The organism is Kocuria sp. APC 4018 (genome assembly GCF_030407675.1).
Classification (GTDB): domain Bacteria; phylum Actinomycetota; class Actinomycetes; order Actinomycetales; family Micrococcaceae; genus Kocuria; species Kocuria rhizophila.
Genome location: NZ_JASDCY010000007.1, coordinates 1 through 14,821 on the forward strand (window position 1 = coordinate 1; position 14,821 = coordinate 14,821).

The following is a 14,821-nucleotide window of genomic DNA, read 5'->3' on the forward strand; positions in this document are numbered from 1 at the left end:
CGAGCGTCCTGCTCACGAGCCGCCCGCACCCGCGGCTGCACCGGCCCCCACGGGAGCGCCCGCGCCCCAGGATCCTCCGGCCCCGAAGGCTCCGTCTGCGCCCAAGCCTCCGGCCGCGCCCCACCCCTCGGGCGCTCCGAAGCCCCAGGCCGGTCCGAAGCCCCCGGCGGCTCCCAAGGCGCCGCCCGCTCCCCACGCTCCGGGCGCGTCGCACCCGGTGGACGCCGCACACCCCGCCCTCGCCCCGGCCGAGTCCGTGGCACGCGCCAGGAAGTTCGGCCGTGCGGACGAGAACGGCACCGTGTACGTGACCGTGCGGGACGCGGAGCACGAGTGCGGCCAGTTCCCGGACGCCACCCCCGACGAGGCGCTCGCGTACTTCGCGCGCAAGTTCGACGACGCCGAGGCTCAGGTCGCGCTGCTCGAGCAGCGCATCGCGGCCAGGGCTCCGGCCGGTGAGATGCGCAAGACCGTGGCGCACGTGCGCGAGCAGGTGGACGCGCACACCATGGTGGGCGACCTCGTGGACCTCTCCACCCGCCTGGACACGCTCGAGGACGCGATCCGCGTGGCCCTGGACCGTGAGCGCGAGGAGGCGAAGGCCCACAAGGCGGAGCAGCTCGCGCGGCGCACCGCCATCGTGGAGGAGGCCGAGAAGGTGGCGGGCCAGGACCCGGAGAAGACGCAGTGGAAGCACTCGTCCTCCCGCATGGCCGAGCTGTTCTCGCAGTGGCAGGAGCACCAGAAGTCGGGCGGTCGGCTGTCCAAGTCGGACGAGGACGCCCTGTGGAAGCGCTTCCGCAAGGCGCGCACCACGTTCGACCGGCACCGCAAGGCGTTCTTCTCGTCCCTGGACGAGACCAACGCCAAGGCCAAGCGCGTCAAGGAGGCCCTGATCGCGGAGGCCGAGGCGCTCTCCTCGTCCACGGACTGGGGCGAGACCGCCGGGAAGTACCGCGAGCTCATGGACCGCTGGAAGCAGTCCCCGCGCGCGTCCCGCAAGGACGACGACGCCCTGTGGGCCCGGTTCCGCGCCGCCCAGGACGTGTTCTTCGACGCCCGCACGGCCGCGAACGAGCAGATCGACAAGGAGTTCGAGGGCAACCTGAAGGTCAAGGAGCAGCTGCTCACGGAGGCCAGGCAGATCCTGCCCGTGAAGGACCTGGCCGCAGCCAAGAAGCAGCTCGCGTCCATCCAGCAGCGCTGGGAGGAGGCGGGCAAGGTGCCCCGCGCCCACATGCGCCGCGTGGAGAACGAGCTGCGCTCCGTGGAGGACGCCGTCAAGAAGGCCGAGGACGAGAAGTGGCGGCGCACCGACCCCGAGACCAAGGCCCGCTCCAACTCCATGCTGTCCCAGCTGGAGAACAAGATCGCGGACCAGCGGGCGGCTGTGGAGGCCGCCCGGGCCGCGGGCAACGAGAAGAAGGCCGCGTCCCTCGAGAAGGACCTCGCCACGAGCGAGCAGTGGCTCGCCACGCTACAGGCCTCCGCGTCCGAACTCGGCTGAGCTCAGCCTCGACCCCGCGTCACCAGCGCCCCCGCACCGAACGGTGCGGGGGCGCTGCCCGTCCGTTCTCCACAGGTGCCCGGCTTCCCTGCCACGGGGCCGCGCCGTGCGGTGGGATGGGGGCATGACGTCCCTCGCACCCCCGCCGCCCGCCACTGGCACCCGGCACGACGCCGCGGTCACCGTGTTCCTCCCGGGCCACCCGTTCAGCCGGGCCGAGCTGCACGCCATGACCGTGGACGGTGTGCTGCGCCGTGAGCTGCTGGGCGCGCACGTGCACGCGTGGCAGCCCGTCTCCCACGGCATTCGTGCCGCGGTCCTGGGGCGGGTCCTGCCCGGTCACCTGCAGCGCCGGGGTGTCCTCGGCCGGATGGGGGCCGCGTGGTTCTACCGGTGCGCACCGGAACCGGATCCCGTGCCCGTGCTCGTGGACAAGTCCGCGCGCACCACCACCACGGTGCCCGCCGGGATCGTGCTGCACCAGACGAGCTTCGCCCCGGAGGACCTGGTGGCCCACCACGGCATTACGCTCACCACACCGCGGCGCACCGCGCTGGACCTGGCGCTGCACGTTCCGGGACCTCCCGGCGACGCCGCCCTGCTGGCCATGCTGGGACACGACCGGCTGTCGTGCTCGTCCGCCCAGCTCATCCGTGACCTGGAGACGATGCCCAAAACCCCCGGCCGCCGCGCCGCCCTGGCCAGGGTGCGCAAGCTCGACCGGGCGCTCGGCGGGGCCACCGCGGCGCCACGCAGCGGCCGCGCCCCGGCGTGAAGTGCCGCGCCCCGGCGGCGCTCGGCGGGCGCATGCCCGTGCGAGGTGCCAAGGCCGGCGGGGGGCGGTCAGCAGGGTGCGCTCAGCAAGACCTGGCGCGGGCACCGCGGCACCGCTGGCGGCCACGGGGTACGAGGGCCCAGGGGGGTGCGAGCGCCCACCGCGCGTTCCCTCAGGAGGCGACGGGGCGGTGGCCCGACACGCGGTACACGTCGTACACGCCGTCGATGCGCCGCACCTGGTTCAGCACGTGGTCCAGGTAGCGGGTGTCCCCCATCTCGAACGAGAACCGGGAGATCGCCAGGCGCGCCCGGGAGGTGTGGACCTGCGCGGAGAGAATGTTGACGTGGTTCTCGGACAGCACCCGGGTCACGTCGTACAGCAGGGACTTGCGGTCCAGCGCCTCCACCTGGATCTCCACACGGAACAGGGAGGACTGGGTGGGCGCCCACGCCACGTCCTTGACGCGGTCGTCGCCCTCGGGGACCACCTTCATGTTCGCGCAGTCCCTGCGGTGCACGGAGATCCCGGAACCGCGCGTCACGAAGCCCACGATCTCGTCCGGCGGCACCGGGGTGCAGCACCGGGCGATCTTCACGTAGACGTCCGAGGCTCCCTGCACCACGACGCCCGCGTCCGTGGCTCCGGCGCGCACGGGCTGGGTGACCCGGGTGTTCTCGGCCAGGTCCTCCTCGGTCCCCTCCGCACCGCCCAGGTGCTCCAGCAGCTTCTCGACCACCTGGTGGGCGCTGACCGCGTCCGAGCCGAGGGCCTCATAGAGCGCCGCAACGTCCCCGCGGTTGAAGTCCTGGGCCACCGCGAGCAGGGACTCGCTCGTCACCGTGCGCTGCAGCGGCAGGTGGTGCTTGCGCAGGGCCTTGGTCAGCAGCTCCTTGCCGCGCTCGATCGCCTCCTCCCGGCGCTCCTTGGAGAACCACTGCCGGATCTTGGTCCGAGCGCGCGGCGAGCCCACGAACTTGAGCCAGTCCTGGGAGGGTGCGGCCTGCTCGGACTTGGAGGTGAGGATCTCCACGCGGTCGCCGTGCTGCAGCTGCGAGGACAGCGGGGCCAGTTTGCCGTTGACCCGGGCGCCGATCGTGCGGTTGCCCACCTCCGTGTGCACCGCGTAGGCGAAGTCCACCGGGGTGGACCCCGTGGGAAGGGCCATGACCTCGCCCTTGGGCGTGAACACGTACACTTCGGCGGTGTTGATCTGGTATCGCAGGGAGTCCAGGAAGTCCGAGGAGTCCTTGGCCTCCTCCTGCCACGAGACCAGCGAGCTGAGCCAGTTCAGCTCGCCCTCCTTGGCCTTGGGCGTGGCGGAGTTCGCCTGGTTGACCTTGTCCTTGTACTTCCAGTGCGCGGCCACGCCGTACTCGGCGCGGCGGTGCATCTCGTGGGTGCGGATCTGGATCTCCACCGGGCGCCCGTTCGGACCGATCACCGTGGTGTGCAGCGACTGGTACATGTTGAACTTGGGCATCGCAATGTAGTCCTTGAACCGCCCGGGCAGCGGCCGCCACTTGGCGTGCAGCACGCCCAGCGCCGCATAGCACTCGCGCACCGAGTCCACGAGCACGCGCGCGGCCTGCAGGTCGTGGATCTCGTCGAAGTCCTTCCCGCGCACGATCATCTTCTGGTAGATCGAGTAGTAGTGCTTGGGCCGTCCCGTGATGGTGGCTTCAATCCCGGAGCCCTCCAGGGCCTCCGCGATCTGACCCCGGATCTCCGCGAGGTGGCGCTCCCGCTCAGGTGTGCGCTCCCCCACCATGCGCACGATCTCGTCGTACACCTTGGGGTACAGCGCGGCGAAGGAGAGGTCCTCGAGCTCCCACTTGATGGTGTTCATGCCCAGCCGGTGGGCCAGCGGCGCGAAGATCTCCAACGTCTCCCGCGCCTTGCGACCCGAGGACTCGGAGGACACGAAGCGCCACGTCCGCGCGTTGTGCAGCCGGTCCGCGAGCTTGATGACCAGCACGCGGATGTCCTTGGCCATGGCCACGATCATCTTCCGCACGGTCTCCGCCTGGGCGTTCTCCCCGTACTGGATCTTGTCCAGCTTGGTCACGCCGTCCACGAGCGCGGCGACCTCCTCGCCGAACTCCTCGCGCAGCTCGTCCAGGGTGTAGGGGGTGTCCTCCACCGTGTCGTGCAGCAGCCCGGCAACGAGCGTGGCCCCGGTCATCCCGAGCTCCGCGAGGATCGTGGTCACGGCCACGGGATGGGTGATGTACGGGTCCCCGGACTTGCGCTTCTGACCCTCGTGGTGGGCGTCCGCCACCTGGAAGGCGCGTTCCAGGACCGTGAGGTCCTCGTCCGGGTGGGTGCTCTGCACGGTGCGCAGCAGGGGCACCAGGATGGGCGAGCTGGGCACGGACTCCCCGCTCAGCACGGACAGCGTGGACCGTGTGCGCTCGCTGCGCCCGGGGAAGACCGCGCGGCCGAAGACCGGCCGTGATGCCGGCAGCACGTAGTGGGTGCCGCCCGCGGGGGTGCTTCCGGCCCTGCGTGACGGGGCCGGCGCGCGGAGCGGCTCGGTCGCGCGCTCAGGCGCCTGACCCGAGGTGGCGTGGTCGTCGCTGGAGGCGGACACGTCCACCGCGGCACGGTCGACCCGGGGATCGGACTGGCTAGACATGATCCGTCGCCTCCTTAGCGTGGCCGCGGTGGCCGAGGACGTGGTGGGCCTGATCTGCGCGGCTGATGGTCCAGTCTAAGGCCGTGGCCCCCGTGCACAGTGCACGGGGGCCACGGTCACCGCGCTCGCGGTGACGAGGGGTCGGGGCGGACACCCGGTCTCACGCGGAGACCGGGTCCGAGCTGACCGGGGGCGCGTCGGTGGTGCGCTGCTCGAGCACCTCCCGGCTCTGCTGCCGCACGGCGGGCTCACGGTCCCGCAGCCACGAGTACAGCGGCGCAGCTACGAACAGGGTGGCCAGCGTGCCCACGATGATGCCCACGAACAGGGACAGCGAGAGGTCCTTGAGCGTTCCCGCACCCAGCAGGTAGGCACCGATGAACAGGATGGAGCCCACGGGCAGGATGCCCACCACGGACGTGTTGATCGAGCGCACCAGCGTCTGGTTCACGGCCAGGTTCACCTGCTCCGCGTAGGTGCGCTTCTTCCGCTCCCCCGGCGCGGTGCCGTCCAGCAGCCCGGAGGTGTTCTCCCGCACCTTGTCGAAGACCACCACGGAGTCGTACAGCGAGTAGGAGAGCACCGTGAGGAAGCCGATGATCGCCGAGGGCGTCACCTCGAAGTCCACGAGCGCGTAGATCCCCGCGGTGATCACGATCGTGGTCAGCATTGCCGCGATCGCGGAGACCGACATCTTCCACGTGCGGAAGTACAGGGCCATCAGCGCCAGCGCCAGCGCCACGAACACGAGCAGACCCCACAGCGCCTGCTGCGTGACGCCCTGACCCCACGTGGGACCCACGAAGGTGGAGGTGACCTGGTCCTCGCCCACCCCGTACGCGTCCTGCAGCTCGTGCTTCAGCGCGAGCGTCTGGTCGTCGTCCAGCTGCTGGGTCTGCACCCGGACGGTGCCGGGGGCGATGTTGGTCACGGTGGCCTCCTGCGTGCCCGCCGTGTCCGCCACGGCGCGCTCCCCCACGGAGACGTCCGGGTTCTCCACACCGGAGACCGTGAACTCGGACCCGCCCGTGAAGTCGATGCCCAGGTTGAAGCCGCCCTTGACCACGGGAATCAGGATGGAGACCACGACCAGGGCGAGGCTCACAGCCAGCCAGAGACCACGCTTCTGCACGAAGGGGTAGGACGTGCGACCACTGTGCAGGTCGTTGCCGAAACGCGCGAGACGGTTGCTCATCGCTGGTCCTCCTGGGGGTCGGTGCGAACGGCGGAGGAACCCGCCCGGTCGGTGTCCTCGGTGGGCGACGCCGCATCAGCCGTGGGCGCGCCGGCCCCGGTGCCGCTGCCCGCACCACTCGCGCTCGCGGCGCCGTCGCGCGGTTCCGTGCCGTCGGTGGTGGGGTGCGCGGCGGTCTCCGTGCCGCTGCTCTGCTGGGCAGCGCGGCGGCGTCGTTCGGCGATCGTGAGACCGTCCGAGTCCTCCGGCGTGCGAATCCTGCCGGCGCCGCGGTACAGCGGCACGGCGTCGAGGGCCTCGGGGTCGAGCCCCGAGTTCTTGGCGCCCGATCCGAAGTACCGGGTGCGTGCCAGCAGCACCATCACGGGGTGGGTGAACAGGAACACGACCATGAGGTCCGCGATGGCCGTCAGGCCCAGGGTGAACGCGAAGCCGCGCACGTTGCCCACGGCCACGAAGTACAGCACCACCGCGGCCAGCAGGTTCACGGCCTTGGAGGCGAGGACCGTCTGACGGGCCCGCTGCCAGCCGTGGTCCACGGCCGCGGGAATGGTGCGCCCGGCCCGGATCTCGTCGCGGATGCGCTCGAAGTACACGATGAACGAGTCCGCCGTCTGACCGATCGCGACCACGAGGCCCGCCACGCCGGCCAGGGACAGCCGGTAGTTGGCGCCCCAGCCCAGCAGAGTGATGGCGAGGTAGGTGATGACACCGGCCACCACGAGCGAGGCGATGGTCACGAGGCCCAGCCAGCGGTACTGGAACAGCGAGTAGATGCAGACCAGCGCCAGGCCGATCAGACCGGCGATGATGCCCATCTGCAGCTGGTTGCTGCCCAGGGTCGCGGAGACCTGCTGCTCCGACTCGATCGTGAAGGAGACGGGCAGCGCGCCGTACTTCAGCTGCTCGGACAGGAACTTGGCCTCGTCCTCGGTGAAGTCACCCGTGATCTGGGCCTTGCCGTCGGAGATCACGGAGTTCATGGTGGGCGCGGAGACCACCGAGCCGTCCAGGACGATCGCGAACTGCGAGCGGGGGTCCTGCTGGCCGCCCTGGCCGTAGCCGTAGAGCCGCTCCGAGAGCTGCTTGAACGTCTCGGTGCCCTGCTCGTTGAACTGGAGGTTCACCGCGTAGCCGCCCGTGGCGTTGCCCTGCGAGTTCGTGGCCGGGCCGTAGGAGGCGTCGTCGATGTCCGTGCCGGGGATCTCCACCGGGCCCAGGATGTACTTGGCGTTGCCCTGGGGATCGCACGCCACGGTGGCCTTGTCCTGCGGCTGGGTCTCCCGCTCCTTCTGCGGCTGGGGTGCGCTGCAGTCGAGGGCCTCGTACTGGGCGAACAGCTCGGGGGTGATCCAGCGGGGGTCCGAGGAATTCTCGGGGGCCGACTTGGCCTTGGGCACGTCCTTGGGGTCCGTGCGCTGCTCCTTGGGGGTGGCCTCCCCCGGGCCCGTGACGATGACCGGCCGGAACGCCATCTGCGCCGAGGTCTGGATGAGCTCACGGGTCTCCGCGGACGGCGTGCCCGGCAGGGACACCACGATGTTGTTGCCGGACTGGGTGGTGATCTCCGCCTCGGAGACACCCGCGCCGTCCACGCGCTGGCGGATGATCTCCACCGCCTGGTCCAGCTGCTCCTGGGTGATCTCCTGCCCCGCCTGCTCCCCCTGCAGGGACGGCGTGAGCACCATCTGCGTGCCGCCCTCGAGGTCGAGGGCGAGCTTGGGGGCCCAGCCGGTGCGGTCGGTCGTGACGCCGTACACCAGCAGCCCGGCCAGCAGGGCGATGACCGCCACCAGGGCCACGAGGGACCCGCGGGCCCTGGCCGCCGCCGCGGCGGCCCCGGTGCGGGGCTTCCTGGTCCGGGGTGACGACGTGGACTTCCGGGCGGAGCCGGAGTCCTCGGCGGAGCCCTTGCGCCGCCGCCGGGATGACGTCGAGGCCTTCGGAGACTCCGAGGTCTCCGAGCTCTTCTTCTGTGCTGCCATTGCCGTCCTTCGAGGAGACCGTGACCGGACGCGCACGCCGGCCACCACATGAGAAACGGGCCGAGGTCCTCGGCCCGTCTCTCATCGGGGGGATGTCAGATGGTGGGGTTGCCGTGCTCGCCGCGGCCGCGGGGGTCGGTCCCGTTCCCGGGCTCGGTGCGGTCCACGCCGTCAACCGTGGGAGCGGAGCCGCCTGTGACGTCACCGTGGGAGGAGGTGCCGCGGGTCGGGTCGTCGTGCATCGGGGCGTCGTGCTCGGCCGCGGTGCCGTGGGTGGAAACGGCGTCCTGCTCGGCGTGTGCGGCGGTGGAGCCGTCGGCGGGGAGCTGGGCGGCGTGGTGCTCTGCGGAGTCCGTCTCCGGGGTCTCGTCCACCACGGTGGTCACGGTCTGCGAGTGGACGGTCACGAGCTGGCCCGGGGCAATCTCCAGGACGGCCTTGTTGTTCTCGCGGTCCATCTCGTGCAGGGTGCCGAACAGCCCGAAGCTCGTCATCACCTGTGTGCCGGGGCCCATGCTGGCCTGCTTGGTCTTCATCTCGGCCTGGGCCTTCTTCTGTCGCCGCATGGGCAGCCACAGCAGCAGCACCATGGCCAGGAGCATGACGGGAAGGAACCAGGCACTCCCGCCGCCGGTGGCTGCCTGCTGGGTCTCTGCGAGGATGGTCACGGAGAATCCGATCTGTCGAGGGATGAGGGACTCGGGTGCACGGACCCCGGGACACACCGGTGCCGATACGGGCCCACACACGAATTCCTCCCAGCTTAGGGGATGGATCTGGTCACCCGCTGGATGCATCTCCCGGTGACGGGTCTGCGGCGAGCGCGGACCTCAGGGAGGGATCCTTGAACGCGGCGTGCTCGGGAACCTCCAGGTCCAGGTGCTCCCACGCCGCGGCCATGGCGATCCTGCCCCGGGGCGTGCGGCCGAGCAGGCCCTCACGGACCAGGAAGGGTTCGGCGACCGTCTCCACGGTCTCGGTCTCCTCCCCCACCGCAATGGCCAGCGTGGACAGGCCCACCGGGCCGCCGTTGAACTTGCCCACCAGCGCTGAGAGCACGTTGCGGTCCAGCCGGTCCAGCCCGCGGGCGTCCACCTCGTACATGTCCAGCGCGGCCCCGGCGGCGCGGGCGTCGATGCGCTCCACACCGTGCACGAGTGCCCAGTCCCGCACGCGGCGCAGCAGCCGGTTGGCGATGCGGGGGGTGCCGCGCGAGCGCGAAGCCACTTCCGTGAAGGCCTCGGAGGTCATGGTGAGGTCCAGCAGCCCCGCGGAGCGGCGCAGCACGAGCTCGAGCTCCGGGACCGAGTAGAACTCCAGGTGCCCGGTGAAACCGAAGCGGTCCCGCAGCGGTCCGGGCAGCAGACCGGCACGGGTGGTGGCGCCCACCAGCGTGAAGGGTGGCAGGTCCAGGGGAATGGAGGTGGCGCCGGCGCCCTTGCCCACCACGATGTCCACGCGGAAGTCCTCCATGGCCATGTAGAGCATCTCCTCCGCCGGGCGGGACATCCGGTGGATCTCGTCCAGGAAGAGCACCTCCCCGTGGGTCAGGGAGGAGAGGATGGCCGCGAGGTCCCCCGCGTGCTGGATGGCGGGGCCCGAGGAGATCCGCAACGGGACCTCCAGCTCCTCCGCGATGATCATCGCCAGGGTGGTCTTGCCCAGACCCGGCGGACCGGAGAGCAGCACGTGGTCCGCGGTGCGCCCGCGCAGCTTGGACGCCTCGAGCACCAGCGAGAGCTGCGCGCGCACACGCTTCTGCCCCACGAAGTCGTCCAGCGTGCCCGGCCGCAGCGACGCCTCCAGCTGCTGGTCGTCGTAGTCCCCCTCGGCGCCCACGAGGCGCTGCCGCCCCGCGGCCCCGCGCTCCTCCACAGCCATGCTCAGCGCCTCCCGGTGGGCGCGTGCGTGGTGCCCTTGGAGGTACCGAGCCAGGACAGGACGGCGCGCAGGATCTCGGCCAAGTTGCCGGAGTCACCGAGCTCGGGCTGGGTCTGCAGGGCGTCCTCGATGCCGCGGACGGCGTCCTTCTCGTTCCACCCCAAGCCCGTGAGGGCATCGACCACCTGGTCCCGCCACACCGGCATCTGCGGCTGGGAAGCCTGTTGCACGGGAGGTTCGGGGAGCACGAGCTTGTCCGCGAGCTCCAGCACGATCCGCCGCGCGGACTTCGGCCCGATGCCCGGCACGGCCGTGAACGCCTTGTCGTCCCCGGCCGCGATGGCCCGGCGGGCGTCGTCGGGCCCGAGCACGGAGACGGCGGCGAGCGCGGTGCGCGGCCCCACGCCGGAGACTCCCAGCATGACCGAGAAGATCTCCTTCTCGTCCGCCTGGGCGAAGCCGAACAGCAGCGGGGCCTCGTCCTTTCGGGCGATGTAGGCGGTGTGCAGCCGCGTGGTGGCTCCCACCCGCAGACCGGACAGGGTGTGCGGGCTCGCGTGGACCTCGATGCCGAAGCCCGAGACCTCCACCACGGCCAGGGTGGCGCCCACGAAGGCCACCTCACCGGTCACCGAGGCAATCACGACTGCTCCCCTCTCCCGGCCGGGGCCGGGCTCGTGCGCCCACCGGTTCCGGGGGCTGGGTGGTGCGGGGGCGGCTGCCCCGGCGCTCGGGCGCGGCAAGTGCCGCGTCGGATTCGAACACGTGTGCGAACGGTTCTGGGCCACTGTACCAACGGGGGCGCCACGGCGGGGGGACAGTGCAACGGGGCGTGGACCACCGCCACCCGTGGGGCACCGTGGCAGGCGAGAACGGTGCAGCCGGCGGCGGTCCCGCTCGACCGCGGATAGGCCGATGGAGTCTGCCGCGCGCCCCTCTCAGCCGCGTTTGCCCCGTGCGGGGCTGCCGCCGCGGGCCCCCGGAGCACGCGAGGCCGACTCCGCCCGGCGCCACGCCTGCTGGGCCGGTGTCAGCGCGGTGGTACCGGTGGTGCCGGTGGACCGTGACGGACGGGACCCGGAGTGGGTGGAGGTGGCCGCCACCGCGTTCATCCCTGCCACCCCGCCGCGCCAGCCGTGGCACACGGCCAGCGCGAGCGCGTCCGCGGCGTCGGCCGGGCGGGGCGGGGCGTCCAGTTTCAGGATGCGCACGACCATCCGGTTCACGGACTCCTTGTCCGCGGAGCCGTCCCCGGTGACCGCGGCCTTGACCTCGGAGGGGGTGTGCCACGCGACCGGGATGCCGCGCCGGGCCGCCGCCGCGATGACCACGCCGGTGGCCTGGGCGGTGCCCACGACCGTGGGCGCGTTGTTCTGCGCGAACACGCGCTCCACCGCCACCACGTCCGGGCGGAAGCGCTCCATGAGCTCGTCCGCGGCCTCCATGATGGTCAGCACACGGTGCTCGAGCGCCTCGTGGGCGCGCGAGCCGCTCACCTGCACGTGCACGAACGTGCCCGTGCGCTGGGCGGACATGTCCACCACGGCGAAGCCGCACCGGGTGAGACCGGGGTCCACCGCGAGCACGCGCTGGGAGCCTGCCGCCTGCGGACGGGCCACGGGCCTACTCGTCGTCCTCGAGCTGGGCCATCACGTCCGCGGGGATGTTCGCGTTGGAGTAGACGTTCTGCACGTCGTCCAGTTCCTCGACCGCGTCCGCGAGCTTGAGGAACTTCCGGGCGCCCTCCGCGTCCAGGTCCACGCTCATGGTGGCCCGGAACTGGGGGTCGTCGTTGTTGTACTCCAGACCGGCCTCGTCCAGCGCCGCGCGGATCGCGGGCAGGTCCGTGGCCTCGCTGACCACCTCGAACACGTCCGACTCGTCCAGGACCTCGTCCGCGCCGGCGTCGAGCACGGCCATCAGGACGTCGTCCTCGGTGAGGCCGTCCGTCTTGGCCACCTCCACCACGCCCTTGCGCTCGAAGAGGTACGCCACCGAGCCGGAGTCCGCCATGGTGCCGCCGTGACGGGTCACGGCCACGCGCACCTCGGAGGCCGCGCGGTTCTTGTTGTCCGTCAGGCATTCGATGTACAGCGCGGTGCCCTGCGGGCCGCGGGCCTCGTAGAGGATCTCGGTGTAGTCGATCGTCTCGCCGGTCAGGCCCGCTCCGCGCTTGATCGCACGGTCGATGTTGTCGTTCGGCACGGAGTTCTTCTTGGCCTTGGACACCGCGAGCTCGAGCGCCGGGTTGCCGGAGGTGTCCGCGCCGCCCATGCGCGCCGCGACCTCGATGCCCTTGATGTACTTGGCGAACGCCTTGGCGCGCTTGGCGTCGATCGCCGCCTTCTTGTGCTTGGTCGTGGCCCACTTGGAGTGACCTGACATGGATGACCTCCTCGAAAGAGTGCGTCCGGCCGTGCTCGGGCCGGACGCGGTGGTGGATTGACTGCCATGATACCGAGCGCGCCCCGTGCCCTGTCACACCGGGGCACGCCCCAGCACCGCCCAGAGGGCCCTGCGGTGCCGCAGGTGCTCGCCGAGCCGCCGGTGCGGGGACACGGTTCGCCGCGGCGACAGGCTCGGTCGACGACGCCGCGCGCTCGCCCCGTGAGGGCCGCGGGCGGCCGACGCCGCGACTCTGGTGGCCGCGGTTCGGCAGGCCGCCGCGGCACGCAGGATGACGACGCCGCATGCCCGCCCCCTGCCGAACGGCCGGGGCCCGCCGGGCGAGCCACGGCAGGTACGGCCGCGAGCGGCGTCGTCGTCCCCCGATCCGTCAGCGGGGCCGGGAGGCCGCGACCTCGCGGGCGCGCTCCGCCAGCGTGTCGTCCGGGCCGACCTCCGGCAGGGACTCCCCGCGCAGGGCGAGGGCCTGGGCGAGCAGGAAGTCCGCCACGCGCGGGTTCTTGGGCAGCAGGGAGCCGTGCAGGTAGCTGCCGAGCACGTTGTGGGTGCGGGCTCCCTCCGTGCCGTCCTCGCCGTTGTTGCCGGCGCCCGAGACGACCGTGGCCAGGGGCTCCTGCCCCGCGCCCAGACGGGTGAGCCCGGAATGGTTCTCGTAGCCCACGATCCGGCCCAGCTCCGGGGACTCGGTGACGATGTTGCCGATCAGCCGCTCGGTGCCGGCCACGGTCTCCAGGTCGAAGATCCCGATCCCGGACAGGGTCTCCCCCGCCCCGGTGCGGAAGCTGCGGCCGAAGAGCTGGTAGAGCCCGCAGATCGCGAGCATGGGCACGCCGCGTTCCACGGCCTCGTGCAGCCGGGGCGCCACGGCCGCGAGGTCCTCGGCCACGCGGAACTGCCCCGAGTCCTGGCCACCGCCGCCCACGAAGAGGTCGGCGTGCTCGGGCCACGGATCACCCGGGTCGTAGTCCACGATCTCGGTGTCCAGACCGTAGCGCTCGGCGCGGCGCTTGAGGGTCAGGGTGTTGCCCCAGTCGCCGTAGATGTTCATGTCCCGGGGGTAGAGCTGCACGATGCGCAGCGGCCCGGAGGTGTTCTCAGCCACGGTGTTCTCCTAGATGGCGGCCACGTGCGTCATGCCGCCCAGGATCTTGCGCAGGGACAGCATGGCCGTGTAGGTGCAGAAGATGCGCATGGGACGGTCCCCGGACTGTGCGATGAACTGCTTCAACGCGTCCTCCAGGTCCGGTTCCACCCCGCCCACGCGCACGAGGTCGTAGTCCAGCCGCAGGGCCATGTCCCACGCGCGCACTCCGGAGACGAGGTCCACCCCGCCCTCCCGGAGGCTGTCGAAGTCCACGTCCCACAGCCAGGAGACGTCCCGGCCGTCCGCGTACTGGTCGTTGATCGCGATCATGGTCGCGTAGTCCTGCGCGGACGCGGATGCCAGCGACAGCCGGAACCCCGCGGGGTTCTTCACCAGCAGCAGCTGCAGGGGCTTGCCGTCCACCGCGATGGTCTCGCCGCGCCCGAAGGCGGGCGTCACGTTGCCGAGCTCGGTCATCAGGGCGGGGACATCGGCGTCGTCCCCCAGCACCTGCAGGCTCACGGCCAGGGCGGCCGCCGCGTTGTACTGGTTGTAGACGCCGTAGAGGTCCACCGTGGCCTCGTGGCTCGTGCCGCGCACGTCCAGCTCCACGCTGCGGGCGTTGACGGCCTCCAGCACGACGTCCGCGTCCGGGCGCCGCGCCGAGGGCACCTGGGAGTCCTGTTCGCCGGGATCCACCTGGCGCAGGCCCTCGCGCATGTCGTCGTCGGACGGGAACATGGGGCGCAGCGCGTCCGAGAGCCCGAACCAGGACACGGCTGTGCCCGCGGAGAGGTCCTCGGCGAGCCCCGCGATCCGGGGGTCCTCGCGGTTGAGCACCACGGTCTCCGTGGTGGCGCGGGCCACCTGGCGCAGCATCCGGCGCGTGGTGTCGATCTCCCCGAAGCGGTCCAGCTGGTCGCGCATCACGTTGAGCAGCAGGCTGATCCGCGGCTGCACCTGCTTCACGAAGTGCACCGCGTGGGCCTCGTCCAGCTCGAGCACCGCGACGTCCGCGTCCAGACGGCCGAACGCGTCCATCTCCGCGAGCAGGGACGCGGCCACACCGCGCACGAAATTCGAGCCCGTGCGGTTGGTGAACACGCGCAGGCCCTGCGAGCGCAGCAGCTGCACGGTCATCTTGGTGGTGGTGGTCTTGCCGTTGGTCCCACTGATCACCACCACGCCGCGGGGCAGCTTGGCGAGCTCCTCCGCGACGAAGCCGGGGTGCAGCTTCTCCATGAACAGGCCGGGGAACGCGGAGCCGCCGCCGCGCAGGCTGGACGTCCAGCGCACCCCCTGGCCGAGGACGCGTACGAGAGGTCGGGACATGGTCTCCATCCTAGTGAG

The 14,821-nt window shown here is 71.4% G+C and carries 12 protein-coding genes; 2 read left to right on the plus strand and 10 right to left on the minus strand.

The features are described from left to right. Positions 1 to 217 precede the first annotated feature (217 nt). Together QL985_RS02310 and QL985_RS02315 are read left to right on the plus strand one after the other, a co-directional pair. Complete coding sequence (locus tag QL985_RS02310) at positions 218 to 1,507, plus strand: DUF349 domain-containing protein (protein WP_121566906.1); 1,290 nt, start codon at positions 218 to 220, stop codon at positions 1,505 to 1,507. A 124-nt stretch (positions 1,508 to 1,631) separates the two neighbouring features. Then, on the plus strand, positions 1,632 to 2,282 hold the full coding sequence (locus QL985_RS02315; RefSeq protein WP_121566905.1) for a type IV toxin-antitoxin system AbiEi family antitoxin: 651 nt from the start codon (positions 1,632 to 1,634) through the stop codon (positions 2,280 to 2,282). A 172-nt stretch (positions 2,283 to 2,454) separates the two neighbouring features. Here the strand turns inward: QL985_RS02315 and QL985_RS02320 are convergent, their stop codons facing one another. The 10 genes from QL985_RS02320 to QL985_RS02365 all read right to left on the minus strand — a co-directional run bounded on the left by QL985_RS02320 (position 2,455) and on the right by QL985_RS02365 (position 14,812). Further along, complete coding sequence (locus QL985_RS02320; protein ID WP_290147548.1) at positions 2,455 to 4,920, minus strand: bifunctional (p)ppGpp synthetase/guanosine-3',5'-bis(diphosphate) 3'-pyrophosphohydrolase; 2,466 nt, start codon at positions 4,918 to 4,920, stop codon at positions 2,455 to 2,457. A 160-nt stretch (positions 4,921 to 5,080) separates the two neighbouring features. Next, positions 5,081 to 6,115: a protein translocase subunit SecF gene (gene secF, locus QL985_RS02325; protein WP_290147550.1), complete on the minus strand. Its 1,035-nt coding sequence runs from the start codon at positions 6,113 to 6,115 to the stop codon at positions 5,081 to 5,083. After that, a complete protein-coding gene (gene secD / locus QL985_RS02330) occupies positions 6,112 to 8,100 on the minus strand; it encodes a protein translocase subunit SecD (protein ID WP_290147552.1) in 1,989 nt (662 codons plus the stop codon). Before secD ends, secF begins: the two co-directional genes overlap by 4 nt. Before the next feature lie 95 nt (positions 8,101 to 8,195). After that, entirely contained in the window at positions 8,196 to 8,768 is a 573-nt protein-coding gene (locus tag QL985_RS02335) for a preprotein translocase subunit YajC (RefSeq protein ID WP_239358420.1), read from the minus strand. A gap of 112 nt (positions 8,769 to 8,880) precedes the next feature. Further along, the gene (ruvB, locus tag QL985_RS02340) at positions 8,881 to 9,981 is read right to left on the minus strand and encodes a Holliday junction branch migration DNA helicase RuvB (protein ID WP_019309306.1); all 1,101 of its coding nucleotides are present in this window, start codon (positions 9,979 to 9,981) and stop codon (positions 8,881 to 8,883) included. 2 nt (positions 9,982 to 9,983) lie between these two features. Beyond that, positions 9,984 to 10,625: a Holliday junction branch migration protein RuvA gene (ruvA, locus tag QL985_RS02345; protein WP_259919245.1), complete on the minus strand. Its 642-nt coding sequence runs from the start codon at positions 10,623 to 10,625 to the stop codon at positions 9,984 to 9,986. 294 nt (positions 10,626 to 10,919) lie between these two features. Beyond that, the gene (gene ruvC, locus QL985_RS02350; protein ID WP_259919242.1) at positions 10,920 to 11,600 is read right to left on the minus strand and encodes a crossover junction endodeoxyribonuclease RuvC; all 681 of its coding nucleotides are present in this window, start codon (positions 11,598 to 11,600) and stop codon (positions 10,920 to 10,922) included. 4 nt (positions 11,601 to 11,604) lie between these two features. Then, positions 11,605 to 12,366 carry a YebC/PmpR family DNA-binding transcriptional regulator gene (locus QL985_RS02355; protein ID WP_039101125.1) on the minus strand — a complete coding sequence of 254 codons (762 nt, stop codon included), beginning with the start codon at positions 12,364 to 12,366 and terminating at the stop codon, positions 11,605 to 11,607. A gap of 391 nt (positions 12,367 to 12,757) precedes the next feature. Continuing rightward, positions 12,758 to 13,489: a glutamine amidotransferase gene (locus QL985_RS02360; protein WP_259919240.1), complete on the minus strand. Its 732-nt coding sequence runs from the start codon at positions 13,487 to 13,489 to the stop codon at positions 12,758 to 12,760. A 9-nt stretch (positions 13,490 to 13,498) separates the two neighbouring features. Next, the gene (locus QL985_RS02365; protein WP_259919237.1) at positions 13,499 to 14,812 is read right to left on the minus strand and encodes a Mur ligase family protein; all 1,314 of its coding nucleotides are present in this window, start codon (positions 14,810 to 14,812) and stop codon (positions 13,499 to 13,501) included. Positions 14,813 to 14,821: the final 9 nt, after the last annotated feature.

Coding starts and splice junctions, on each gene's coding strand:
- QL985_RS02315 (WP_121566905.1), top strand. CDS start 1,632: ATGACGTCCCTCGCACCCCCGCCGCCCGCCACTGGCACCCGGCACGAC.
- QL985_RS02320 (WP_290147548.1), bottom strand. CDS start 4,920: ATGTCTAGCCAGTCCGATCCCCGGGTCGACCGTGCCGCGGTGGACGTG.
- secF (WP_290147550.1), bottom strand. CDS start 6,115: ATGAGCAACCGTCTCGCGCGTTTCGGCAACGACCTGCACAGTGGTCGC.
- secD (WP_290147552.1), bottom strand. CDS start 8,100: ATGGCAGCACAGAAGAAGAGCTCGGAGACCTCGGAGTCTCCGAAGGCC.
- ruvB (WP_019309306.1), bottom strand. CDS start 9,981: ATGGCTGTGGAGGAGCGCGGGGCCGCGGGGCGGCAGCGCCTCGTGGGC.
- QL985_RS02355 (WP_039101125.1), bottom strand. CDS start 12,366: ATGTCAGGTCACTCCAAGTGGGCCACGACCAAGCACAAGAAGGCGGCG.
- QL985_RS02365 (WP_259919237.1), bottom strand. CDS start 14,812: ATGGAGACCATGTCCCGACCTCTCGTACGCGTCCTCGGCCAGGGGGTG.